Annotated in this window: 21 protein-coding genes; 17 read left to right on the forward strand and 4 right to left on the reverse strand. The window is 40.7% G+C overall.

Annotated elements, in window-relative coordinates; translation table 11 throughout:
* The first annotated feature begins 307 nt into the window (after positions 1 to 307).
* The 8 genes from ACXHJ2_RS05120 (at position 308) to ACXHJ2_RS05155 (ending at position 8,824) form a co-directional block, all read left to right on the forward strand.
* Entirely contained in the window at positions 308 to 1,546 is a 1,239-nt protein-coding gene (locus ACXHJ2_RS05120; RefSeq protein ID WP_238791571.1) for a PTS ascorbate transporter subunit IIC, read from the forward strand.
* Positions 1,547 to 1,618: 72 nt separating this feature from the next.
* A complete protein-coding gene (locus tag ACXHJ2_RS05125) occupies positions 1,619 to 1,960 on the forward strand; it encodes a cupin domain-containing protein (RefSeq protein ID WP_040103134.1) in 342 nt (113 codons plus the stop codon).
* Between the two features lie 257 nt (positions 1,961 to 2,217).
* Positions 2,218 to 2,661 (forward strand): HEAT repeat domain-containing protein, encoded by a 444-nt coding sequence (locus ACXHJ2_RS05130; RefSeq protein ID WP_165081818.1) that lies wholly within the window; start codon positions 2,218 to 2,220, stop codon positions 2,659 to 2,661.
* A gap of 273 nt (positions 2,662 to 2,934) precedes the next feature.
* Positions 2,935 to 4,695 (forward strand): cache domain-containing sensor histidine kinase, encoded by a 1,761-nt coding sequence (locus ACXHJ2_RS05135; protein WP_165081819.1) that lies wholly within the window; start codon positions 2,935 to 2,937, stop codon positions 4,693 to 4,695.
* Positions 4,696 to 4,697: 2 nt separating this feature from the next.
* Positions 4,698 to 5,498: a response regulator gene (locus ACXHJ2_RS05140; RefSeq protein ID WP_165081820.1), complete on the forward strand. Its 801-nt coding sequence runs from the start codon at positions 4,698 to 4,700 to the stop codon at positions 5,496 to 5,498.
* A gap of 136 nt (positions 5,499 to 5,634) precedes the next feature.
* A complete protein-coding gene (locus ACXHJ2_RS05145; protein WP_013372489.1) occupies positions 5,635 to 6,978 on the forward strand; it encodes an extracellular solute-binding protein in 1,344 nt (447 codons plus the stop codon).
* A 26-nt stretch (positions 6,979 to 7,004) separates the two neighbouring features.
* Positions 7,005 to 7,886 carry a carbohydrate ABC transporter permease gene (locus ACXHJ2_RS05150; RefSeq protein ID WP_165081821.1) on the forward strand — a complete coding sequence of 294 codons (882 nt, stop codon included), beginning with the start codon at positions 7,005 to 7,007 and terminating at the stop codon, positions 7,884 to 7,886.
* Positions 7,887 to 7,942: 56 nt separating this feature from the next.
* A complete protein-coding gene (locus ACXHJ2_RS05155; protein WP_043886031.1) occupies positions 7,943 to 8,824 on the forward strand; it encodes a carbohydrate ABC transporter permease in 882 nt (293 codons plus the stop codon).
* 194 nt (positions 8,825 to 9,018) lie between these two features.
* Here ACXHJ2_RS05155 and ACXHJ2_RS05160 read toward each other — a convergent pair whose 3' ends face one another.
* The 3 genes from ACXHJ2_RS05160 to ACXHJ2_RS05170 form a co-directional block, all read right to left on the reverse strand.
* Entirely contained in the window at positions 9,019 to 9,441 is a 423-nt protein-coding gene (locus tag ACXHJ2_RS05160) for a hypothetical protein (protein WP_165081822.1), read from the reverse strand.
* A gap of 378 nt (positions 9,442 to 9,819) precedes the next feature.
* On the reverse strand, positions 9,820 to 10,515 hold the full coding sequence (locus ACXHJ2_RS05165; protein ID WP_165081823.1) for an Imm3 family immunity protein: 696 nt from the start codon (positions 10,513 to 10,515) through the stop codon (positions 9,820 to 9,822).
* Positions 10,516 to 10,535: 20 nt separating this feature from the next.
* On the reverse strand, positions 10,536 to 13,640 hold the full coding sequence (locus ACXHJ2_RS05170) for a deaminase domain-containing protein (RefSeq protein ID WP_165081825.1): 3,105 nt from the start codon (positions 13,638 to 13,640) through the stop codon (positions 10,536 to 10,538).
* A gap of 383 nt (positions 13,641 to 14,023) precedes the next feature.
* Here ACXHJ2_RS05170 and ACXHJ2_RS05175 point away from each other — a divergent pair, with 383 nt between their 5' ends.
* The 9 genes from ACXHJ2_RS05175 to ACXHJ2_RS05215 all read left to right on the forward strand — a co-directional run bounded on the left by ACXHJ2_RS05175 (position 14,024) and on the right by ACXHJ2_RS05215 (position 22,103).
* Positions 14,024 to 14,986: a helix-turn-helix transcriptional regulator gene (locus ACXHJ2_RS05175; RefSeq protein WP_165081827.1), complete on the forward strand. Its 963-nt coding sequence runs from the start codon at positions 14,024 to 14,026 to the stop codon at positions 14,984 to 14,986.
* Between the two features lie 108 nt (positions 14,987 to 15,094).
* On the forward strand, positions 15,095 to 15,721 hold the full coding sequence (locus ACXHJ2_RS05180) for a type 1 glutamine amidotransferase family protein (protein ID WP_165081829.1): 627 nt from the start codon (positions 15,095 to 15,097) through the stop codon (positions 15,719 to 15,721).
* A gap of 49 nt (positions 15,722 to 15,770) precedes the next feature.
* A complete protein-coding gene (locus tag ACXHJ2_RS05185) occupies positions 15,771 to 16,295 on the forward strand; it encodes a VOC family protein (RefSeq protein ID WP_165081831.1) in 525 nt (174 codons plus the stop codon).
* A 606-nt stretch (positions 16,296 to 16,901) separates the two neighbouring features.
* Positions 16,902 to 17,219 (forward strand): hypothetical protein, encoded by a 318-nt coding sequence (locus ACXHJ2_RS05190; RefSeq protein ID WP_013372457.1) that lies wholly within the window; start codon positions 16,902 to 16,904, stop codon positions 17,217 to 17,219.
* 75 nt (positions 17,220 to 17,294) lie between these two features.
* Positions 17,295 to 17,978 (forward strand): DUF5819 family protein, encoded by a 684-nt coding sequence (locus ACXHJ2_RS05195; RefSeq protein WP_165081832.1) that lies wholly within the window; start codon positions 17,295 to 17,297, stop codon positions 17,976 to 17,978.
* A gap of 544 nt (positions 17,979 to 18,522) precedes the next feature.
* The gene (locus ACXHJ2_RS05200; protein ID WP_412534808.1) at positions 18,523 to 19,299 is read left to right on the forward strand and encodes a DCC1-like thiol-disulfide oxidoreductase family protein; all 777 of its coding nucleotides are present in this window, start codon (positions 18,523 to 18,525) and stop codon (positions 19,297 to 19,299) included.
* A 10-nt stretch (positions 19,300 to 19,309) separates the two neighbouring features.
* Complete coding sequence (locus tag ACXHJ2_RS05205; RefSeq protein ID WP_013372454.1) at positions 19,310 to 20,434, forward strand: serine hydrolase; 1,125 nt, start codon at positions 19,310 to 19,312, stop codon at positions 20,432 to 20,434.
* The gene (locus ACXHJ2_RS05210; RefSeq protein ID WP_040103149.1) at positions 20,435 to 21,367 is read left to right on the forward strand and encodes a M23 family metallopeptidase; all 933 of its coding nucleotides are present in this window, start codon (positions 20,435 to 20,437) and stop codon (positions 21,365 to 21,367) included.
* A 223-nt stretch (positions 21,368 to 21,590) separates the two neighbouring features.
* Complete coding sequence (locus tag ACXHJ2_RS05215; protein ID WP_165081834.1) at positions 21,591 to 22,103, forward strand: copper amine oxidase N-terminal domain-containing protein; 513 nt, start codon at positions 21,591 to 21,593, stop codon at positions 22,101 to 22,103.
* A gap of 415 nt (positions 22,104 to 22,518) precedes the next feature.
* Here the strand turns inward: ACXHJ2_RS05215 and ACXHJ2_RS05220 are convergent, their stop codons facing one another.
* Positions 22,519 to 23,391, reverse strand: a complete 873-nt coding sequence (locus tag ACXHJ2_RS05220; protein WP_058830046.1) for a copper amine oxidase N-terminal domain-containing protein — start codon at positions 23,389 to 23,391, stop codon at positions 22,519 to 22,521.
* Positions 23,392 to 23,600: the final 209 nt, after the last annotated feature.

Below are 23,600 nucleotides of genomic sequence, written 5' to 3' on the forward strand. Positions count from 1 at the left end.
TTTTTTGAAAACGTTTTTATGAATTCTATTGTAAAAGGAAAATAAAGAGCTATAATGATCTTATGATTCGAGTCATGAATACCCTTTCTGGTAGTGTTGAGTGTAGTGATGACTGCAACTTAATAGAGGAGAGGAGTGAACCATAAACGGAAATTTATGATTGGATTTGTGATATAATTCACAAAAAAATCAGTTCTACTTCTTTTTACATTCCCGGAAGGGAAAATTTTTTTCAAGCATTACTAAATCGATTTAGTAAGAATGAAAAATAAAAGAAAAGAAGGTCGGGATCATTATGGAAATGTTTATGAGCATTATCAGGGAGCCATCCATCATTATTGCGATTGTGACATTACTCGGTCTCATATTCCAGAGGAAGAAAGTATCCGAGATCATAACCGGAACCACCCTTTCTTTCATGGGCTTTACCATGATTAAGGTCGGCGGCGGAATTTTAGGAGGCGTGCTCACCAACTTCAGCCAAATATTTTCTTTTGCGTTCAACCTTAAAGGTGTCGTACCAAGCAATGAAGCTATCATGGCCCTGACCATTGATCAGATCGGGGCGGATGCTGCGCTCATTCTACTTTTTTCCATGAACCTTAACATCGTGCTTGCGCGCCTGACCAAGTTCAAGTACATTTATTTGTCTCTCCACTTGATTTTGTTCATGAGCTTTGCCGCTACAGCCGTTATGAAAGGTCTGGGTCTCAGTTCGCTAACTACAATCATCGTTGGTTCCTTGGTCATTGGGAGCTATATGGCAGTGTTTCCTTACCTGCTCCGAAATGCCAGCAAAAATATTATCAAATCGGATGAATATACAATTGCTCATGCTTCCATGACTTCTTACATTCTCGGTACCTATTTAGGAAAAGTTTTAGGCAATCGTGAACATGACACCGAAAATGTAAAAATAAATGACCGCATCAGTTTTTTGCGTGATCCCAATGTCGCAACAACCTTGACGATGCTGGTGCTTTTGTTGGTATCTGGACTGGTTGCTGGTTCTGAATATGTCAGCAAATTATCTAACGGCAAAGAATACCTCGTCTTTATCCTCGAACAATCAGCCACTTTTGCTGCTGGCTTGTATATCGCAAAAGCAGGTGTTAAGCTGTTCACGACTGAAATTGTACCCGCTTTCAAGGGGTTCTCCCAAGTGTTCGCACCTGGAGCAGTTCCTGGGGTGGATGTTCTGGTACTGTTCGACAAATCACCCAATTCCGCGTTGGTAGGCTTCTTGATCAGCTTTTTCACAGGTGTGGCCTGCGTTTTTGTTTTCCCGCTTATCGGACTGCCTGTTATTGTACCGGGGATCATGGCCTGTTTTCTCGCTGGCGGTGCAGCCGCGATATTTGGCAATTCCAGCGGTGGTTTTAGAGGGGCAGTCATTTCCAGTTGTCTTAATGGATTCTTGCTCTGTTTGCTGCCGGCTCTCACCTTGCCGCTCTTTTCTTTTTTGGGTGCCGACGGAGTGACATTCGCCGATCCCGACTTTACAACCCTTTCCGGATTACTTTGGCTTATTTTCCGCTGGTTTTAAACTAAATCGATTTATGAATCTTTAAAAATACTCATCTAAATAAATTGGGTTCTAAATAAGGAGGAATGATTCATGTTTTTTAATGACCAAGATATTCAAATGGATACAGTAGACAGTAATACGACCCGGAAAGTGCTGGCCCACAGTGACCAGCTTATGTATGTCAAAGTGATGTTTGCTAAAGCCCAAACTGGGGAGATCCTGTTGCATAAGCATGCCCATGAACAAGTTACTTATGTTTTGAAGGGAAGCTTTAAGTTCATGATCGATAATGGGCAAACCAAGGAAGTACAGACTGTTAAAGAAGGAGACAGCATCCATTTTCCATCCGACACTCTTCATGGCTGTATCCCGCTGGAGGATGACGGAATTTTGCTAGATGCATTTACACCAGCACGTGCCGATTTTCTATAAATTTTCTTACTAAATATGGCTATTATCGAGCATGCCGAATATAAAAAACTGTACCAACGCAGGTTTTCAGTTGTTAATCTGCACCAGTGAGCCTGAGGCGGAGCCTTGGGTTCTTTTTTGTTCATATTATTGGCTGTGGGTCCAATGCACTTCATAATGATCTTTTTTAGTAGAAGACCAGCAAGTATGTTATATTTAACAAACGGCAATCGTGATGAACAGCAGTGTAGTGATTTTTAGAAAAGGATGAGATTATTTTGGAAAACAACGAAACTCAGCAGGAATTTGCAGAAGTATATGAGCAGCTTAAGGTGGCTGCAAACCGAACCTCCGATTGGAAAGCGCGTCTAGCAGCGGTGAATGATCTGGGTGCATGGAAGAACCAGCAGACGATTGACTTGCTGACGCACCGAATGAATAATGATATGGTATATGTCGTTCAGGAAGCTGCTTACCACAAGCTACAGGAATGGGGCGAAAACGTACAGCCACCTGTGCGCAAAGAGGGTGAGCTTGTTAAGGGGCTGACGAAGATACTGGTGCGGATTAAAAAAAGCCTGCCAGCCGACCATACCTATAATGATTTTCGCGAGAAGCTGCGTAAGATGAGAGTCGATATTTATGATATCTATGAAGGCAACAAGGGTACTGAATTCGATCAGTGGCTGGAGCAAAAATGGGCTTCGTTATCGACAAGATAATGCATGAACCCTGCCATTGATGTACTTCTGAGGACTGCTTTGGTAATGCAAACCAAGTCTTAACAAGGATAAGGTGTTATCTTTGTTAAGGCTTTTTTAATATATATCGTTATTACGTGTTATTATCAAACGCAATGATTTCAAAGAGGGCTGGCCGTTTTAATTAATCTCTGCTAAAAAGATGCCAACAAAGGGGAACGATGCGCTAGAATAGAAAAATAGAAAGCGTTATCATTATCAGCTTTTCTGCGATGATTCAGGGGGAGAAGGCTTATGCGTTCAAGGTTTCAACCATTAAACACGTTGCGTAATCAGATCTTTATCGGCTTTATATTGGTAATGCTCATTATGATGAGTGTGGCGGGAGCGTTTATTTATCTTAATGTCTCTCACCTGTTGAAAGACAGTGCCGAACGGCATATTGGTCAAACCGCAGTACAAGCAAGCGGCAGACTGGATGCATTAATCGGCCAGATGGACAGCCTGACGGAACAAGTGGCGAATCATCCATCTGTTCAGCATATTTTGCTGGAGGAGCGTAATGGGGGCAAGGTGACTTTCGGACAGCGTCAATCGCTACTGCAAGTGATGCATAGCTATCAGGCTTATATGCCAAGCGTTGGCTCGCTGGAGCTGTATACCGCTGAAGGGAAGATGTTGTTTCCGATTAGAGAAGGCAGTCTGGAGGATCGTATCGGACAGGCGGACATTCGGGAAGCAAATGAGATGAAAGGCAGGCTGGTCTGGATCGGCATAGATCCTGAAAATCCCCAGTCGCTGCTGGCGATTCGGCAGGTGAGCCTGGTGGATCGCTGGTTTTCACGCGGAGGATATCTGATTACCCGCATGGAACGAAGTTATTTTGGGCTAAATGGTACGTCAGCGACCCATGAAGAAGCAAATGAAACTATGCTGCTTGTAGATCGCCGAGGGCAGCTGCTGTCGGGTGAGCCTATGAGTCAGACTAATTTGTTAGATGTATTGCACAGCAAGACACAGACGGTTCATATTGGAGAGCGCGAGTATGTGAAGGCAGTTCAGCAATCGGAACGGACTGGCTGGTCGCTGCTGATCCTGATTCCAGTTAGCGTCGTCACAGACGGAATTACGGTTTTACGGACGACACTTATTATTTCGGCGTCTCTAGGTGCCGTGTTATTCCTGTTCATGTCCTTTATGCTGTCAACGTTGATTACCAGACCGATAGGTCACTTGATTCAGGCGATGCGCCGTTCACGGGAAGGAGCGTTGGCCTTGAATCCTGAACCTGCAGCAGCGGTTGAATTACGGGAATTAAATGCAGAGTACAACACGATGATTGTCGATATCAATGAATTGATCCGTGTCATTTGCGAGAAGGAGGCTTTACAAAGCCAGACCGAGCTTAAAGCACTGCAAGCGCAGATCAACCCGCATTTTCTTTTTAATACGCTAGATGCATTCAATTGGTCGCTGCAAGAAAAAGGAGAGGAGGAGCTTGCCGGGCTGATGGTGTCCATGTCGCGGCTGTTTCGTTATGTGATCGAACCGGCTCACCATGACTCTTGGGTGACACTTGGGGAAGAAATAGCACAAGTCCGTCGTTATCTGGAATTGATGGAGATGCGTCTGGGCGAACGTCTGAGCTGGCAAATTCATATGCCACCAGAGGCATCAAGCATTCCGCTTCCTAAGCTGCTGATCCAGCCCATTCTAGAAAATGCAATCTTACACGGTGTCGAAAATCGTATCGGCAATGGCCGTGTTGAAATTCGAATCACTCCTTCGGCGAGGTTGGGTTGGACTAGGATCGAGGTTGTAGATAACGGACCTGGAATGACACAGGAGGAACTTGCAGCTGTGCGTACAGCGTTGATCGAGGGATCTGCCTGTCAGAGCAAGGGAACTGGTATGGGACTGGTTAATGTGCAGCGCAGGCTTGCTCTCTATTATGACAGTGCATCTTATCCAACGGACGGCGTGCTGATCTACAGTGCTGTGCAGGAAGGAACGGTGGTCGCTTTTGAAATTCCTGATGAATACGGGGGGCGGTAGGAATGAGTTTTTCATCCAAGACCATTGTTATTGTGGACGATGAACAAAGAACACGTCAGGGGATACATCAGACACTGGAGCAGTGGGCCTCCGGGAAATACCGAATTATGACATCGGGGAATGGCCTGGAGGCATTACATATGCTGCAAGCGGAGAGGGTTCATCTGCTGATTACAGATGTCCGTTTGCCGGAATTCAGCGGGCTGGATTTAATCCGCTCTCTGGAACGGGAGTCATATCGTCCGGCGATCATTGTGATCTCGGGATATGCGGAGTTTGATTATGTCCAGCAGGCGCTTCGTCTCGGAGCCGTTAATTATTTGCTCAAGCCGATTGATAAGCAGGAGCTGCTGAATGCGGTAAATGAAGCACTTCAACTTGAAGAGGAACGGCAGCGGTATAAGAAGCTGGACAAGCTGGCTGACCCTGTTCTGCTAGAGCTTGACCTCCAAGCGACTACGCTTAGCGATCCGGTACGGCGAGCCTTTACCTTTATGGCAGAGCATCTTCACGAACCCATTACGATGGCGCAGACTGCAGCGCATTCACACCTGAATGCGAGCTATTTTAGTGTTTTATTTAAGGAGCAAAGTGGTTTGTCCTTCAGCGAATATCTGCACAGGATACGGATACAACGGGCTAAGGAGCTGCTGCTGCATACCCAGTTGACGATTGCCCAAATCGGTGAGCGCTCAGGCTACCGGACAGATAAATATTTTATTAAAGTATTCAAAGCGACCGAGGGGGTAAGTCCCAGCCGCTATAGACAGCAGATGCGTAAAGGACCAGAGAATATCGACTGACATATAGGCTGCTCACAACCCAATAAAAGTGGAATTATACCCAATGAGCGTACCCTGTTGGAAGCAGAAATAGAGTGCTAAACTTACAAATGATAACGGTTACAAAAAATATAATTACAATAACGGAGGTCTAACGATGTCCAACGAGTATTCAGTTCGTAAGCGCTCACATCGAAAATGGGTTGCTGGGTTGACCCTGCTGCTGTCATTCATGCTAGTGCTGTCCGGTTGTGGTGTTGGTAAGGATGGGCAAGGCGGTTCCAGTGGAGCTGGGGGCAAGGTTACGCTCAAAATGATGCACTTATGGCCAGAGGGAAGCTCGGCACAGCAAAGCAAGCTTGTAACTCAGATTATAGATCAATACCAAAAGGATCATCCGAATGTCGTCATTCAGCAGGAAGTGCTGGAAAATGAACAATACAAAAACAAACTCAAAGTGCTGTCAGCTTCCAATGAATTGCCAGATATCGGCATCACTTGGGCCGCCGGTTTCATGGAGCCTTACGTTAAAGGTGGATTATTTACGCCGATGGATGACCTGCTGCAAGGTTCCAAGCTGAAGGACAAATTCGTACCGGGAACGACCGATGCCTATGCGCTGGATGGTAAAACGTATGCGCTTCCGATCGAATTGAACATAACACCCATTTATTACAATAAAGCCATATTCCAAAAATACAACTTGAAGGTACCTGCGACATTTGATGAATTTAAGCAGGTGGTGAAAACACTTGTAGATCATGGAGTTGCACCGATTGCATTGGGCAATAAAGACCGCTGGACGGGTTCGCTTTGGTACATGTATCTGGCAGACCGTATAGCAGGTAGCGAAACGCTGAAAAAAGCAATTGACGGCTCAGGATCATTCGATGACCCTGGTTTAATTCAGGCGGCCTCCGAAATTCAGACGCTGGTGGATATGAACGCCTTTAACAAAGGATTTAACGGGTTGTCCAATGATGAAGGAAAATCCGAGTTTATGAACGACAAAGCGGCGATGTATTTGATGGCTACTTGGGAGCTGCCGAATTTTACGACTAATCCCGAAATCCCGCAAGCGTTTAAAGATCAAGTCGGCTTCTTTAAATTCCCGATGGTTGCAGGCGGCAAGGGCAACGAGAACAGTTGGGTAGGAGGTCCGGGAGTCGGCTTGTTTGTTTCGGAAAATTCCAAAGTAAAAGAAGAAGCCAAAGCGTTCGTGGAATACTTCGTAGAAAAATGGGGAGAGCAATCGGTCACACAGGCGGGCGTTATTCCAGCGACGAAAGTGGACACCTCCAAAGAAAAATTGCCCAAGCTGTATGTCGATCTGCTGAATGGGCTGAACCAAGCCAGCAACATTACATTGTTCGCTGATGTACAAATGAAGCCGAATGCAGCGCAGGTACATTTGAATATGATTCAGGCGTTATTTGGTAAAGCGGTGACACCGCAACAATTTGCCGACCAGCATAAGGCTGCCATCGAGAAAGGAAATTGAAATTGACCACCTAAGGAGGTATGACCGTGGAAAAGGTCATGTCCAATAAGCTCGTCATTGCTCTCTATGTGTTGCCTTCCCTGCTGCTGTTATTTGCCGTGATTTATGTGCCCATCGTACTGACCGGCTATTACGGCCTGAATCAGTGGAATGGAATCGGCCCTATGACTTTCGTAGGGCTGGATAACTATCAACATTTGTTCACAGACGCGGCATTCTGGCAAAGTGCTTGGCATTCGCTGCTGCTGGCCTTGTTTTCAGGCATCAGTCTGATCGGTTATCTGGTCGTTGCGATGATTCTGTCAGGAAAAATCAAGGGAGCGAATCTGCTGCGGAAAATTTATTTAATTCCCATGCTGCTGTCTTCTGTAGCGATCGCTCAATTGTGGCTCAAAATGTATCACCCGACCAACGGAGTGCTGAATTCTTTGCTGACATCGGTCGGAGTTCACAATCCGCCCGAGTGGTTGGCTAATCCGTCTCTGGTTCTGCTTGCCTTATTCATTCCGATTATTTGGCAATATGCAGGCTTTTATATCCTGATCTATTATGCCGGGCTGAAAAACATTCCCGAAACGCTGATGGAGGCTGCACGGATCGACGGAGCCAGTGCCTGGCAGATTGCGACTCGTATCAAATTGCCTCTACTGCGCGAGGTAATTAACGTGACGATCATATTGTCCATTGTCGGCTCGCTCAAATATTTTGACCTGATCTACGTCATGACGGACGGTGGGCCGAACGGGGTCAGTGAAGTGATGGCTTCGTACATGTACCACCAGGCGTTCCGCAGCTTCGATTTCGGATATGGCAGCGCTACAGCCTTTGCCCTGCTGCTCATCTGTCTGGTTGCTACGTGGGTGATTCGCAAGGTGACCGCTACTAGTGACACCATCCAGTATTCATAGAACATTCATGCAATTAGATCATGGGTAACAAAGGACAGGAAGAGGGAGGAACGGATATGAAAACCCAGGCAGCCGCCAACTATCCGCTTGGAGTCGCTACTCGCGGCAAAATGTTAACTCGGGTCGGTTATGCCGCTTTGTATATACTTTTGATCATCTTAGCGGTGACGCAGCTTTTACCGCTAGTGTGGCTGATGCTTTTTTCGCTTAAAAATAATCAGGAAGTGTTTAACCTTCCACCGTTTGCACTCCCGTCCCAGCCGCATTGGGAAAACTATATGAATGTGTGGACCAGCGGCAATATCGGACGGTATTTCTTCAATAGTGTGTGGATTACGGTCATATCTGTGGCGCTGACCGTGCTGCTTGCCAGCTTTGTTACGTTTGCCATTACACGTATGCGGTGGAAAGGGAGTCAGCTGGTCCTCGGGCTCTTTATGGTCGGACTCATGATTCCGGTCCATTCCACTTTGATCCCGTTGTTCAGTATGTTTCTCAAACTGCATCTAACAGATACTTCGGTATCCATCATCCTGTCGTATGTCGCTTTTAATCTGCCAACAACGATGATGATCTTGCTGGGCTTCTATTACGCTCTGCCCCGTGAAGTGGAAGAAGCGGCCGTTATGGACGGCTGCTCCGTCAACCGGATGTTCTTCCGGATTGTGCTGCCCATGACCACCCCCGTCATGGCAACGACGTCTATTATTAATATGATCTACAACTGGAACGAGTTTATTTTCGTCAATACGTTCATTAGCTCTGATGAAAATAAAACACTGACCGTCGGCGTTCAGAACTTTATCGGTCAATATACGACCGACTGGGGAGCAATCGGAGCCACGCTGATGATCAGCATTTTGCCCATTTTGCTCGTGTTCCTCATCATGAGTGACCGGATTGTGGAAGGGATCGCAGCCGGGTCAGTTAAAGGGTAAAGCAAATTTTCTTGATTAGAAGAGCACCCCCTAGTGTAGACATTGGATCAATCCTCTTGGTTTGTCCGATGAGTGCTAGGGGGTGCATTTTTATGTGAGTCTAGATTGGGTTGAATGAAAATGAAGTGGAAAACCCATAATGTTAAGCCTTTTCAGAAAATTATCCGAATTTATTGACAAACTATTGACATGGCTTATTTGAATCTTTCTAAACTATGATATGGATTCGAAATATTTCCACCAACTTCATCAATTGTTTCTATAATTTCTTTTAAAATTAATTCGTCTATATCCTTATCTTGATTTATTGAATCTTTAATTTTTTGAAAGCAATTTTTTAGTCCGAGGTTTACAACAATTGAAAGAATGATATCTACATCATCATAAGAGTCAGTATTCGACAACCTGTGAAGCACCTTATCTATACTATTTCTTACTTCGATTTCCAATAATTCATAGGTCATAACTTGTCTATCTGTTAATTGACTAAGAATTAATAAAAAATCCTCTTTCTCAATTTTACCAGTATCAAATTCATTCAATACGTTTTGAAACATCAACGCTAATGTTTCTGTTGGTAATACATCGGGTAATTTCTCAATTTCTTTATGATCCATTTGTATTCCTCTTTATTGGGATGTGGAACTTCATTTAAGGATCAATTTTTTAGTCCAAGTTCATCTGTCTTTAATTGTTTTCTCTATCTTTGTTTAAAATAGGGAAAAATTCTTATTTTTTTGATAAAATCGTTTGCGTAACGTTTCGAGAAACCAATCTTCGTATCTCTCTCCCGTGTGTTAAGAGAGAGGAATGGAAATTTATCGTTGTCTGCAGACAAGCTGGACTATTCTACTTTTTTGTCTTAGATTTCGATTGTACCAAAAAAGCTCGTTCCTACTTTTAAGATTCAAGTTGAAATAAGCTTCGTGAAATTTCGTTTAGTTCGTTTAGTTATGGGGAAATTTCAATGAATTTTTAAAAGAGTTATTCCACTATTAGGAAAGTCGACTTAATACTTTTTTAATTCGCATTTCTAGTTCTAATTTTTCTTTTTCTAGCAATTGTTCTTCAAAAATATCTGCTATGTTAAACTGCTGTAATTCTTGTTTAATTAGTTTTAATCCATCGATCTTTGGTAGTCCTTGGTTTAATAAGTTTTCAGCTAGTGTGGTATACACGATTATTTTTTCACTTAATGTATTTTTACAATCACGTTCAAATCGCTGAAATACACTAGAAAAAATTTCATCGGGCAAGACACTCTCTTCGTAAATTTGGTTAAAGAAAACATTAACTTCATTTGTCAATTCACCGTAATACCAACATACTCTTGGATAATAGTCTAACATCTTATTTTCCAACTCTTGTAATACAAAATTCTTACGATTAAATAAGTCACTGTATTGCTCAGTGGTTAATTTTTGTTCTTGCTCAATTAAATTAAAATCCAGTTCAGATAATCTGTTGCTTAAATTATTTTTAACAGTATACAAAACTCTTGGAAGAGTTAATAATATCTCCCCGTAAACGACATTAATTAAAGCCTTATCTGTTTCACTTCTATTCATCAATCCTTCAAAATCATAGAATGTTCTTGCAATTGCTTCTTTACTACTCATCATTTCCTCGTTTTTATAATCCTGGTAATTCTCAAGAATACTATCAATTAACTCATCATAATTCCAAGCCATTTCTTAACCACCTTATTCAATTATTTAGGGTTAATAGTTATGTTATTATTATGGATAACCTCAATTTTAACGTTAGGATATTCTTTGTCAAATTGTTGGATGATTTCGTTACAACTTCCACATGTATCTTTTTCAGTGAAGAGTTTGATATTTCCTGATGCATTGTGGTTATCACCTAATCGATCTGCTACATCATTTAAAATTTTATACTCTGTATCCCCATCTCTCATATATATATTTCCTTCTGCATCTGGAGCTTCAGTTGCCTTGAATTTTGGATTGTCGGGTTTGAAAGAGAACTCTTCAGTTCCAGGTATTTTTTTAGCAGAGCTATGAATTTTACTATGGGCATAAAAGTCTTCCTTCTTAACCCCGGACACCTTCACTTCTGCATATGCGAAGTTACCTGTTTCTTTGTATTTGTTTGACAATCGACCTCTAGCCTTCGCGACCTCATCAATAAAATGTTGATCCATTACAGAATCGATTCGGCTAGTTGGAAATCTGTTTACTGTTCCCTGAGCAACACCGCCTGGCTTCTCAACTTTATTAGGTTTTGAATTTGAAGGGTGGGGTGACTCTGTTTTTTCGTTTATAATTTTAGGTCTTGGATAAACCGGTTCTTTAACTGGCGGATTTAGTATAGTTTTCGGCTTGAAAAATGAACCGGCTCCCTCAATGGTCGCTGCTACACTAATGATATTGGACAAATGGTCTGGTGACAAAGGGTCTTCAGGTGTCAAAGCTCCGCGTATAGCTTCTGTTATTCCAAATGTAGCAAAATTGATTGCGTCACTACCAGAGTTACCTTGATTACGTCCGCGCTCCATATAGGCTTGATACAATCCTTTAGGTATACCAAATGACCAATAATCTAAAAATTCACCAATGGAGTTTAATTGATTTTGAGACCTTACGTTATTAGCCTGCTCTATGCCTTTGTATAATTCAGCTAGGCTGTTTGCTGTTTTTTGAGAAGCATGTGCCTGCTCCATGGCTAATTGACTTTTTATCATCGCGCTGCTACCTGTATAATCCAGGTAACGATCCCACCAAGACTTAGGCTTCTCAGCTTGTTGTTTAGGCTGTTGCTGTGCCATGCGGCTGTCGTAAGCGGCTCTCCAGCGTTTTCTTACATCTTCTGGAACCTGCTGATACGCATGAATCATGGCATTTGATTCTTTCAGTAGGTTTTGAACTAGTTCCAGTGTGCCACCGGAATGCGCTATATGACGGGCGCTCGTAAACACTTTCCCAAGAATCCATTTGCTATAATAGGCTTGTTTAGCTTCCTCATGCTCGTGTAGACTAATCAACCCTTGCATGGCCAAACCAGCCAAGTGTTTCAACGGATGAATGCCGTTCCCCTTACTGCCTCCAACTGTAGGGATTCCTTTGCTCCGAACAGGGATCGCTGCGGTTGCTCTCAGAATCACACCTCCCGCAGGTCCACTTAGCGCACCTGCTACAACACTGGCCGCTTTTCCCATCACTGGAATGGAACCTAATAGCTTGGATACTGTCCCCATCAAGGCATTCGCCTGTTTAAGCTCTGCTGGACTGGTGACTTTTGCTTTTGGGGTAGAGGTTTGGCTGCTCGATGATGTCTTAGCTGCTGATGCAGCTTGTGCGGCCTCATAGGCTTTGATGCTCATCAGTGGCGGCTCAGGCACAGGAGGGAGGTCAGCAACGAAAACAGGTGCTTTTACCGTTCCTTCCTGATAAATCACTGGAGCCTTGGTATCCGTCTCACCATCCAGTACCATGCTGCTGGCTCCACCTTTTAAGTATAGCGCCGTGCCAGCTTCGAGTGATAGTTCCTCGCCTGCACCGAGCTTCACATGACCACCCTGAATCTGCACATTCCCCGGACTGCCGATGGTAATGCCGTTACCTTCATGAAGTGTAATGGAAAATTCACTGGAGGTGGATAGAGTCAGCTCATGCTCAGACATTTCTACGCCGCTACCTTGCACATGTTGCCATACCTTCACATTCGGCTGTCCATTGGTGTGGCGTTGTTGTCGCAGCGAATCCGTTACATAGGCATCCTGTTCGCGGTGTGTTGGCAGATACAATTCCACCACTTCTCCTACTTCAGGCATATCGTACCAGCCGCTATGTTCTTCGGCAACATAACGGGTGGCTACCGGAAACCAGCACGCTTTGGCAGGATCTTGCTTCGGGTCAATGTCCAGTTGAAGCTGTACAAAATCCTGTTGTACCTTCAGCACCGTTCCTATCAGCGAAATCCCGGTGGTCTGATCGTTTTCATACCGGGCATAGCGAATATTCTGTTCGGCTTGGAGATCGTAACGGGTACGCAGCAATCCATCCGTTAATGTGGTCACTGCTCGAACCACGACCAACTCTTTACCTTGTCCAATGGGTAACGTAATGAGGTCGCCAAGCGCATAGTATTGCAGACTTTCAATCATATAGGTGACATACGAGCCAGCACGTTCTCCCGGCTTTTCCGCATCCAATTCATGAAACGTTTTGCGTACACGATAAAATACATCCCGTTCTACCTTATGCTGCTTGCCTTCTGGCATCCCGAAGAAAACCTTGGGTGAGGCTGCGGTTACCTCTGGCACAAGTACGGAACCGAAGCGAGAAGCGAGGCGTTTTAAAAACGCCCAATCGGTCTCCTCATATTGTAAAACAAATGTCTCTAGTTTGGCATAGTGGCTCACCGTATCAATGGCATCTCCGTACTGATATTTTCGAACCAGTGCTGTGACCAGATCATCATAAGTGCGATGAATATCTTGATAGGAGCGTCTTTTTACCTTAATATCCATCTGATATGAATGGGAAGCTGCCTCCAGTTCAAACGTATACACGCCTCGCACACAGCGTACGGACATACGTGTAACAATCCCATGGAATAGCCTTCTCAGCGATTGTCCCTGATCATCCAACTGACGAATCACAATCGGCTCTTGCTCCGTATTTTGGCTGATACAAGCGGCTTCCTGTTCTTCGGAGAGTATGCCACTGATATGTAAATAGGCATGATCATTAATGGTACGTGTTATTTGAAGTTGTTCGATGTGTAGTGGCTGAAAGGGACCATAAAAGCGTAGGCTTTCATATCCGATCCCAGCTGATAATACGCTCAAGTGAGTTCATAACTCCTTTCTAGATGCGATGGGTAGTTCCACGTAAAGCACATCATCTTGCATTCGCTTCTGATTAAAGAAGCCGCAGATGAGCACAAACGATGATTAAAGATTGATATGTAATGTATTATGAGGGTTGTTTGGTATTAAGAAACGAGAGGTGATATTTAATAAACAACCCAGCATATGTATTTATCGGTTAAAAGAGAGAGTTAGTTTACAGAATGACCCATTCATTATGGTATTTACTATGTGTAAATCTGGAATTTGGAGATATGAGAGGGAAGTATAAGATGGAAAAAAGCATATAATAGGTGGTAAGAGGGAGTATAAAGTGATATTTATAAAAGATTAAGCTTTAATAAGAGAGGAGGGTTCATGTTATGCCAAAAAACGGTAATATGCTGGCCATTTTATGGATGCTGAATTCGGGTGTGAAAATGACCGCAAAACAAATATCCGAAAAGTTAGAAATAAATATAAGGACAGTTTATCGGTATATTGACGCACTATGCGCCAGTGGAGTGCCTATAATATCCGACACGGGTCATCATGGCGGGTATCGCTTGCTGAATAATTTTATTAGAGCACCTTTACTATTTGATATGGAGGAAAAAAAGGCGCTCCTTCATGCTGCGGTTTTTGCAAAAGAGGCTGGATACCCTTTGAGTGAGGCATTAAGCAATGCGACGTCAAAATTGAAAATGTATTCGAATCAAGAGCAGGAAAGTATACTTAGTCGTCATTTAGCCGGATTTGAAGTGATAAATCGCATGGGAGATCCTTCTCTTCAGCCGATATTGGCAGAATTGGAGCAGGCTGTAGCCAACGAATTCTCTGTCGAAATGGATTATCGCACAAGCCATGAAGAACAACCCAAGAATAGAATGATAGACCCCTACGGAATGGTTTACTGGAACAACAAATGGTATACTGTTGCATTTTGTCACCTAAGGAATGAGATCCGTAGCTTTCGGGCAGATCGGATTCTACAGATTAAGCGTACTCCAAGCCTATTTAAGCGGCCTGAGGCTTTTTCGGCTCGTGAATTTTTTATGCAAAATCTGTTACCTGATTTAGTAGGCAAGGACGGTTTAATTTCTTTAATGATCGAAGGCAAGTCAGAGGCATTGGATGACTTATGTCTGCATTGGTTTTTGGGGCATCATCTGAAAGAACGAACCGCTAACCAAGCCATCTTTTTGCTTGAGGAAAAATCACTTCATACATATGTCCCTTATTTACTCCTCCCCTATGGGAAATCCATTCAAGTCATCGAACCACAGAGCTTGAAGGAAAAACTAGTTGCTGTTGCGTCGGAGTTAGTAGAATATTATCAGCGCTAAAAGCTTCACTGACAGCAGATGTCAGTGAAGCTTTTTTATAATGGGGATAATCACGGGTTACCGAGGTTGGTATCACTTGATAAATTATAAAATAAGGAGAACCTGTGAATGAATAGTACGGTATATCTTTATGTTTTTGACACTATGGCAGACTGGGAGATCGGTTACTTAACTGCCGAACTGAACTCGGGGAGATATTATAAAAAGGGGCTGGTCCCATCCAAAATAGTTACTGTGGGAATGGAGAAGACTCCTGTCACTACCATGGGTGGATTGAAAATCCTGCCTGACATCAAACTGGATGAGTGCAGTATTGAAAGCACGGATTTATTGATTTTACCCGGTGGAAATACATGGACAGAAACCATTCACCAACCGATCTTAAAAGTCGCTGAGAGGTGTTTAGAGAAAGGTATATGGGTTGCAGCGATTTGTGGTGCTACCATGGGACTTGCCCAGGCAGGACTGCTGAATTCACGTTCGCATACGAGCAATGATCTGGAATACCTTAAAATGATCTGTCCCACCTATACGGGCGAAAAGTATTACAAAATGGAGTCTGCTGTAACGGATGGAAAACTAATCACTGCATCTGGAATGGCTCCGTTGGAATTCTCCGTACACGTTTTGAAAGCTCTAGGTGTGTTTTCTTCTAAAACATTAGAGGCTTGGTATAGTCTTAATAAGACTCGTGCATCCAAACATTACTATGAATTGATGAATTCAATCCAATGAAGCTAAGCATAAAACTGAACTGTTACGATCATTTAAAGGAGGAGTTAAAATGACTGAAAGCAGAGAATATGTGGGAGTGTCAGGTAAATATACAAAGAAGGGAATACCCAACGGCTTTACATCTATTACCCCGTTTATTACTGTGGAGAATCCTTCGGAAGCAATAGAGTTTTATAAAGCGGTTTTCAATGCGAGAGTTAAGGATATTACTGAATTTCCTGATGAGAATGGCAATAAAATCATTGTTCATGCGGAATTAGATTTTGGAAATGGTTTTTTGCAGCTGGGAGCAGCGAATCCGACATATCAATTGGTCTTGCCGCCAGATGAAGGAAATGCGTGTTATTCTTTCGGAATTTACGTAATGAATGTGGATCAGGTCATTGAAAATGCGGTAGCAAGAGGAGCGAAAGTAAGGGAACCCGTTACAAACTTTGTTTCAGGTGATCGATTCGCAAGTATATTGGATCCCTGTGGAGTAAGATGGTCTATTATGACCAGGATTGAGGATTTGTCAGAAGAAGAAAGTAGTCTTAGGGTTGCTGAATGGGCCAAAAGCTTTAGTGAAAAATAGATGCGATCACTTTTTAATAAAAAAGTATTAAGAATGACAGTTTGCTGAAATGATGTAATAGAAATTCGGATGCCAGATAGTTGGCCCAAAATACGGCAATCATTGTCACCACACAAGAGAGGGGCTAGTTGATAAATGGAGAGAGCTCCTCAAGTCTGATACATATGGCTTGAAGAACACTGATAATAACAATTAATGTATATTAAAAGTTTGGAACAGAGGTTTAACTCCCCACGTCTTTATACTGAAATCCGCTCATTGAGCGGGTTTTTGCTTTTAATCACCCTTAATTGTAGAGCAAATGTAGACATGAAACTATTTAAGGCACAGAGTTTGATGGAGTTTGTAGAGATTGCTGTTTTCTTCTCTTAATGGATTTTAAAATGAAGTGCGACACCTGATGGAATAAGTTAAAATCCTAAATAATTTTTTGAATTTTAATTACTAAAAATTTATGCTTATGATTTTTGGCAAGGGAAAATAAGATATAAAATATGGAAGGAAGTGATATAATAAGTAATTATATTCAATAATAGTCATATAAAAAGTTATAAAACTAAGAGATTGAAATTATTTTGTTACTAACCATTTTAGGAGGAATTATCTATGAAGAAAAAATTAACAATACTTAGTCTGGCTCTAGCCATCACAGCCTTCTCTACTGTAAGTTTAAGCGCTTCTTACGCTTCTGATTATGACGTTTCCTCTGGAAATTCTTCTCCTTTAATTAGCGCGAATGCAAATGGTGCTGCTGTTGAGCCTCAAGCAATAGCCTCCCTTGCTCGTAAAGCAGTACAAGTTGGTAAAGCAGCTTATGAAGCTAACAAGGATGCTCTGAGAGAAGCGACCCGCTTAGGAAGTCTATTAGGTACAGGTGTTTCTAGCAGTGATGTAGAGAATGCAGATGTAATTTTTGATAAATAGCTGAAATATCAGGGGGAGGATCAGATTTTTATGTTTCTCTCTCCCTGATGTTATTAAAAAGAGGTGATTTCTTAAATGAAAAAAAGAAGTGAAGCGTGTATTTTAAATGCTACGTTATTCTCTTTATCGTTGTTCTTGATGGTTCATTTCTTCTTTATTTTACTTCACGCTGGACCGCTTAACCCGGTCTCTGTTTCATTGAAATCAGTAACTGATAACTATGTTGGACGTTTTTTTCAACAAAACTGGCATCTATTTGCTCCCCAGCCTATGACTCAAAATCTAAAATTATATGTACGTGTGAAGTATAAGGGGGAGGGCAGTACCAAAACTGTTTTAAGCAATTGGTATGATGTTACTGAACCTATGATTAGGACGAATGAGACGACAGTATTTTCACCTTATAATAGGATGCTCAGAATTGGAAGTGGATACATACATCAATTATATATAGGAGGAAAAGATGATCTAACATATAAATTAATGGATAAAATATCAAAAAAAAATAATATGTCCAAAGAAATAAATGCTTCTTTAGAAAAGGATTCGGATCAAGTTGAACAAATCATATATCGCTATGCTTCTGCGTTTGCAAAAAGGGAGTTTTTGAAACATGAAATAACTGATGTCCAGTTTATGACCTCAATATCGGATGCGATTCCATATTCAAAGCGGAATGATCTTCATTTTAAAGTGAAAGAAGAGAATGTCGTATATGATTGGAAAGGAGTTGTAAAGGATGTTGTTGAATTACCGTAATTTTTTTATGAATGAACGCTTTCTTATTGGTACAAGTATCCTTCGGATATGTATTGGGTTGATATTACTTTTCAATTATTTTATTCATTATAAACAAAGATACTTTTTTTGGCACGAATCTGGAATTAATATTTATTCTACTGGGTACAAGTCATTAACATGGTCTTTATATAATTTGAATTCATCAGCTTTATTTTTTGACTTTATCTATCACCTAGGAATTATAGTTACTATTTTTTATTTAATAGGATATAAAGGCCGTCTTTTTTCAATTCTAGCCTACTTATTTTTTTATTCATTGTATGTTCGCTCTTTTCATATTAGTGACGGAGGAGACAACTTACTTATAGTGAATATGTTTTTTCTGTTGTTCACCAATAACACTGCCTATTTCTCTTTGGATTCTAAAATGAACAACTCACGTGGAAAAGACTCGAAAGACTCTTTACTCTATAAGTTATCCGTGATAATCCACAATTTTGCAGTACTTTTTTGTATTATACAACTGTGTATTGTTTATTTTTTCTCAGGAATGTACCAGCTTATGGGCGAAATGTGGCAAAACGGAACAGCACTTTATTATATATCTCAAGTGAGAGAGTTTAGCAGACCTATTTTGGATTATATGGTTAACCATTATGTTGGACTCACCATTCTATTCACTTATTTATCTATAATTATTAAAATTGCATTCCCTTTTGCTGTGATTAATAAGAGGCTTAAACCGTTTGTAGTTATTGCCATGATATTGTTTCATATAGGTATTGCTATAGGAATGGGTTTGCTGACATTTTCGTTAATTATGATTGTTATGGAATTATTGTTGTTTACGGATCAAGAATATAAAAAGTTATACCATTTTATAAAGATCAGTTTCCGGAAAATAACAATTACAATTCGAAGAAAAACAAGAAGATTAGGATATGTAAGCTTTCAACACAAACAAATTCTGGTTTTCTATGATGGTTGGTGTCCTGTCTGTACAAATATAAAAGACTATTTGTACAAGCTGGATTATTTTAGAATGCTACGGCTTGTTAGTTTTCGGAATTCTTCATTGGTTCAAGCATACAAATTAGATGTTGATGAATTACAAAGGCGAATGCATAGCTTCTCACTGAATGATCCCAGTAGAATACACCGCGGAATTGACTCTATTGCACAAATTTGTACAAGAATACCGTATCTATGGTGGGCGGTTCCCTTTATAATCATTTTCAAAAAAATGGGTATAGGCGGTTATTTGTATGATTATATAGCTTCTAAAAGAAAAGTGATTCCTGTAGGGAACTGTGACGATTTATGTGAACTTCACCATTAAGGAGCAAAGTATGCAAATAATCTTATTGTTAGTAGCTATAACTTTAATATTTGTTTTCATATGTATCCTGTTTTTGCTCATTGCGAAGCGCCAAAATAATAAGAAAACAGAAATAGATGTTCTAAGCTTTTTGAAGGAAAATCCGAGTAAAGCTTCTTTGTATATGATCAAAAATGGTATGGAGAAAATCAGCTACAACTCAGAAGTTAAAATGCCGCTTGCCAGCACTGCGAAAGTGATCATCGCTATTGAGTTTGCTCGCCAAGTAGCGGCAAAGCTGTTAGATGAACATGAACTTGTGGATTTAGAGGAATTAAATAAATTTTATATTCCTGGTTCTGATGGCAACGCTCATAATAGCTGGATCAAATGGATTAAGTCAAATCATAAAGAGGTTCAAGGAAAAATTACATTATTTGAAATTGCTCACGGTATGTTAGCTTACAGTTCTAATGCCAATACAGAATTTCTGATGGATAAAATGGGATTAGATGAGATAAATGAAAATATAAATAAACTCTCACTTTCGTTACATGATAAAATTTTTCCTTTTTCATCTGCGGGTTTAATGTCTTCTTATATCCAAGAAGTAGATAAAATAGGATTTAAAGAATCGATACAAAAAATAAGTGAAATGACCTACAAAGAATACATGGAAAAATCCATTGAAATTCACCAGATACTAAATAGTGATAAGGGGTTAGGATGTATTCAGAAATGGAACACCAAGCAGAATTATGCACGAAGGCTTCAAGTGCTGGAATCGCGCAAGCTTCCTCGTTCAACGACTAAAGAATATGCTTACCTCATGAAGCTTATACACAAGGAGGAGTTGGTTCCTTCTACTTTAAATCCATATCTAAAAATGCTAATTCAGCGACAGGTGGATAACTCCAAGCTAATAGAGTTCGGAAACAAAGGTGGGTCTACCATTTCTGTCCTAACAGAGGCTTTATATTGTACGGATCGGGAAGGAAATGACATTCAACTAGCCATGTTTATTCAAGATGATTCTGGGGTGGATCACATTTGGCTCAAGCAGAAGCTGGATTTATTTTTTCATAAATTATTAACGGATACTGAATTTCAAAAAGAGGTAAGTAAAAAATTATCATATGATAAAGGAAGAAATTGAATGCTTTTTTATTTTGTAAAAATGCTGCTGATTCCACTTATACTTTATTGGATTATGGCTTACTTTCCATTTAAAAATCGTATTTCGTGGTATATTCACACTTTGTTTACAAGTGCATATACGTTCATGATTTTATTCATAAATGATTGGACAGAAATTAGTTATTATTTACGTCCGGTTTGCATCGTATTGTTTGGATGTTCCTTATTCCGTCAAATGGTTACTTTACGCTCTTTTAAATTTAATGGCTTAAATAGAAAAACACGAATATTCCTTTCTCTTTATGGTTTATTAGCGATATATCAAGTTTTTATATGTATTTTATTTAATATTTCATACATTACATCCACTCCTAAACACGAAGATGCAGTCGATTTAGCGTTCCCTTTGAAAGGAGGGGCTTACGAGGTAGTGAATGGTGGAATGAGTTCATCTATGAACTATCACTTTTCGCATCGTACTCTGAAATATGCGGTGGATATAACCAAGCTCACCCCGTTAGGTTCAAGAAAAGGAAAATTTGATAATCCTGAATCTTTAAAATCCTATCCCATTTATAATGATTCAGTATATAGTCCGGTTGAGGGTAGAATTATCGAAGTTGTGGATGGAGTAGAAGATAATGTGCCAAACTCCTTGGGTCGTAGTAATACAAATATGATTATCATCAAACACAAAGGATATAATATTTTGCTGTTACACTTGAAGAAAAATAGTCTGTTAGTTAAGAAAAATGATTTTGTCAAGGTTGGACAAGAAATTGCGAAAGTAGGAAACTCAGGTTACAGCAGTGAGCCGCATCTTCATATTCATGCTATAAAACATGACAATAAGAGAGATTACTTCAATGGAACTTCGATACCTATTACTTTTAATGGTAATTACTTAAAAAGAAATGATTTATTGCTTAATCAAACGCTTATTTTTCGATAAAAATGAATATCTCCTTAGAACGTCGGTTTGAGAATTTGTTTGTCAGGTTTTCCGTATCGTGTATTGTTCTTCAAAGCAAGTGTTTTTAACTTAAGCGAGACATCGTCTCGACACATGTTGATTACTGTTCACTGTCAGTAAGGAAAGATTGAATACAGGATGCATTTGGTGTTTTAGCTTCTCAATGAGGGGCTAGTTGATAAATGGGGAGAGGTAATAAACCATGTTAAAACGTATAATTTTACCCTTAGCTGTTATCTTTGTGTTTGTTTCTTCTATCTCAGTTGAGAACGCTTATGCAGGATCTAAATTTAGTTATAATGTTGAAGTTGATGTAAATAACAGCGCTTTGACATTAGATCCATTTGGAGAGAAATCTACAAACGAAAATAATAGCATTTTGACAACAGACATCAATCCCTATATAGAGAGATCCACCAACACAGTATACGTCCCTATTAAATTCATATCTGAGGGCTTGGGAGAGTCTGTCTCGTGGAACAGGCCTACACAAGAAGTTACCATTAAATCGAAGAATGGTACAATTATACGATTAACCGTGGGTAGCAAAGTTGCATACGTGAACGATGAAGAAAAGATGATGCCAAGTGCTCCCGTTATGCCAGAATTTCCAAACCGGGTCATGGTTCCTCTTAGATTTGTTTCGGAAGTTCTGGGAGCTATAGTAAATACAACGACGATCAATGGAACATTACATGTTCACATTAAGAAATAATGCTTGATTGCTTGGGAATAGGTAACAAACCAAGGACTCTTCTAATCTTGGATCGTAGGTTTGAGGAGTGAAAATTTTTAATGCATATTAAAAAGTTCGGAACAGGGGGGGCAACTCCCCATGTCTCTATACTGAAACCCGCTCTTGAGCGGGTTTTTGCTTTAAATATTTAAGACATCGAGTTAAGTGAGCTTGTAGAATTCTGCTACGTTAGTACAGCTGTTGTAATCCTTCGAGAAACTAATCTAGCCAATGGGCGAGGTAGCATAAGAAAAGCCATGACTCAAGACATACTCTTATCAGTTAAAGAGCTAAGGGCCTTTTAATTGATTTTTAGTATTGTATATCTATTTGACAGAGTCTGTTCAGACCGACTACCAAGCATTTGTATTGAGTTTAAACTTCTCCAATATTACTATTTTCGTTCGTTCTTCGTTTTTAATGTTCTTCCGGCAGCTAATATATACTGCAAAGGGTCATTTATTTTGAGATACGACAGACTTTGAGACACGCTGCCTTCCGGATTAACTTTTGGACGTTTTCGATCCGGGAGATCTATAGACGCGAAGTCTGCATCTATATCCACCGTTTGATTAAAATAGCCAATGATGTGCAAATCTTCTTTCCCTTCTCTAATCGTAGAGCCTGTCCGATTTAATCCACTCACCGTAATACTCCCTCTGGTTTCGCCTGCTGAGTTTTTCTCTTCCACAAGCTTGAAATTTTGAATATCCAGTGCAGAAGGATTATCAAGAATGAATCTTCCTTGGTCCAGTTCTATTACTCTTTGAAAAGTCTTGCTTTGGTCAAAAGCCGGATTTTTTAAAATCACTTTGTTGTTCCTGTACTCAAACGGGATATTCATACTTCTCAGCAATACTCCAAGCGGAATGACAAAGGCATCCTGAATCACTTCGGGCTGAGTGTCCATCTGTGCTGGAGTATTGTTCAGTTTATATGTTTTTGCTCCCTTTTGAAACACAATTTCATTTGAACTCCACCTGATTTTTGCTTCCTGAAGTTTACCGTTATAATCAACTTTTGCGCCAAGAAGCTCGGCAACGGAACGAAGCGGAACCATGAGACGTTTTTCTTCATTAACGTAGGGACCAATCGGTGTGCAGTACAAAACATCATAATCATTCACTTTGAGCAAAGAGGTTCCTTTGACATGAATAGAGTGATTAATCGGTGCTGCATTAGCGTTATAAGAAGAGGTTCCAAATATAGCACTCACAAGAACTGCAAGAGATAATACAGCCGTTCTATAAAAATATTTTCGTTTCATTTTTTTACCCTCCGTGAATTGAGATAGGTTGCGTAAGATCGCATGTTTGCTTTGGAGCAGTGATAGTTTGTCCTTCTTTGACACATGTGGAGTGCGTACGTTTTAGGATTGAGTGCTGTTCATTGTTACTGCATTGTACAATGGCAAATAATTTGGAAGATGTCTGGGAAAACAGTAAAGAGGGGCGGCGTGCCCCTCTTATTTGTGTG

The sequence above is a fragment of the Paenibacillus sp. ALE3 genome (assembly GCF_054113405.1).

Excerpts from the sequence above, each read along its gene's own strand:
- ACXHJ2_RS05165 (WP_165081823.1), bottom strand. The coding sequence starts at position 10,515 with ATGGCTTGGAATTATGATGAGTTAATTGATAGTATTCTTGAGAATTAC.
- ACXHJ2_RS05160 (WP_165081822.1), bottom strand. The coding sequence starts at position 9,441 with ATGGATCATAAAGAAATTGAGAAATTACCCGATGTATTACCAACAGAA.
- ACXHJ2_RS05180 (WP_165081829.1), top strand. The coding sequence starts at position 15,095 with ATGAATAGTACGGTATATCTTTATGTTTTTGACACTATGGCAGACTGG.
- ACXHJ2_RS05175 (WP_165081827.1), top strand. The coding sequence starts at position 14,024 with ATGCCAAAAAACGGTAATATGCTGGCCATTTTATGGATGCTGAATTCG.
- ACXHJ2_RS05125 (WP_040103134.1), top strand. The coding sequence starts at position 1,619 with ATGTTTTTTAATGACCAAGATATTCAAATGGATACAGTAGACAGTAAT.
- ACXHJ2_RS05145 (WP_013372489.1), top strand. The coding sequence starts at position 5,635 with ATGTCCAACGAGTATTCAGTTCGTAAGCGCTCACATCGAAAATGGGTT.
- ACXHJ2_RS05135 (WP_165081819.1), top strand. The coding sequence starts at position 2,935 with ATGCGTTCAAGGTTTCAACCATTAAACACGTTGCGTAATCAGATCTTT.
- ACXHJ2_RS05195 (WP_165081832.1), top strand. The coding sequence starts at position 17,295 with ATGAAAAAAAGAAGTGAAGCGTGTATTTTAAATGCTACGTTATTCTCT.
- ACXHJ2_RS05140 (WP_165081820.1), top strand. The coding sequence starts at position 4,698 with ATGAGTTTTTCATCCAAGACCATTGTTATTGTGGACGATGAACAAAGA.
- ACXHJ2_RS05215 (WP_165081834.1), top strand. The coding sequence starts at position 21,591 with ATGTTAAAACGTATAATTTTACCCTTAGCTGTTATCTTTGTGTTTGTT.
- ACXHJ2_RS05120 (WP_238791571.1), top strand. The coding sequence starts at position 308 with ATGAGCATTATCAGGGAGCCATCCATCATTATTGCGATTGTGACATTA.
- ACXHJ2_RS05205 (WP_013372454.1), top strand. The coding sequence starts at position 19,310 with ATGCAAATAATCTTATTGTTAGTAGCTATAACTTTAATATTTGTTTTC.
- ACXHJ2_RS05220 (WP_058830046.1), bottom strand. The coding sequence starts at position 23,391 with ATGAAACGAAAATATTTTTATAGAACGGCTGTATTATCTCTTGCAGTT.
- ACXHJ2_RS05200 (WP_412534808.1), top strand. The coding sequence starts at position 18,523 with ATGGGCGAAATGTGGCAAAACGGAACAGCACTTTATTATATATCTCAA.
- ACXHJ2_RS05190 (WP_013372457.1), top strand. The coding sequence starts at position 16,902 with ATGAAGAAAAAATTAACAATACTTAGTCTGGCTCTAGCCATCACAGCC.
- ACXHJ2_RS05185 (WP_165081831.1), top strand. The coding sequence starts at position 15,771 with ATGACTGAAAGCAGAGAATATGTGGGAGTGTCAGGTAAATATACAAAG.
- ACXHJ2_RS05155 (WP_043886031.1), top strand. The coding sequence starts at position 7,943 with ATGAAAACCCAGGCAGCCGCCAACTATCCGCTTGGAGTCGCTACTCGC.
- ACXHJ2_RS05210 (WP_040103149.1), top strand. The coding sequence starts at position 20,435 with ATGCTTTTTTATTTTGTAAAAATGCTGCTGATTCCACTTATACTTTAT.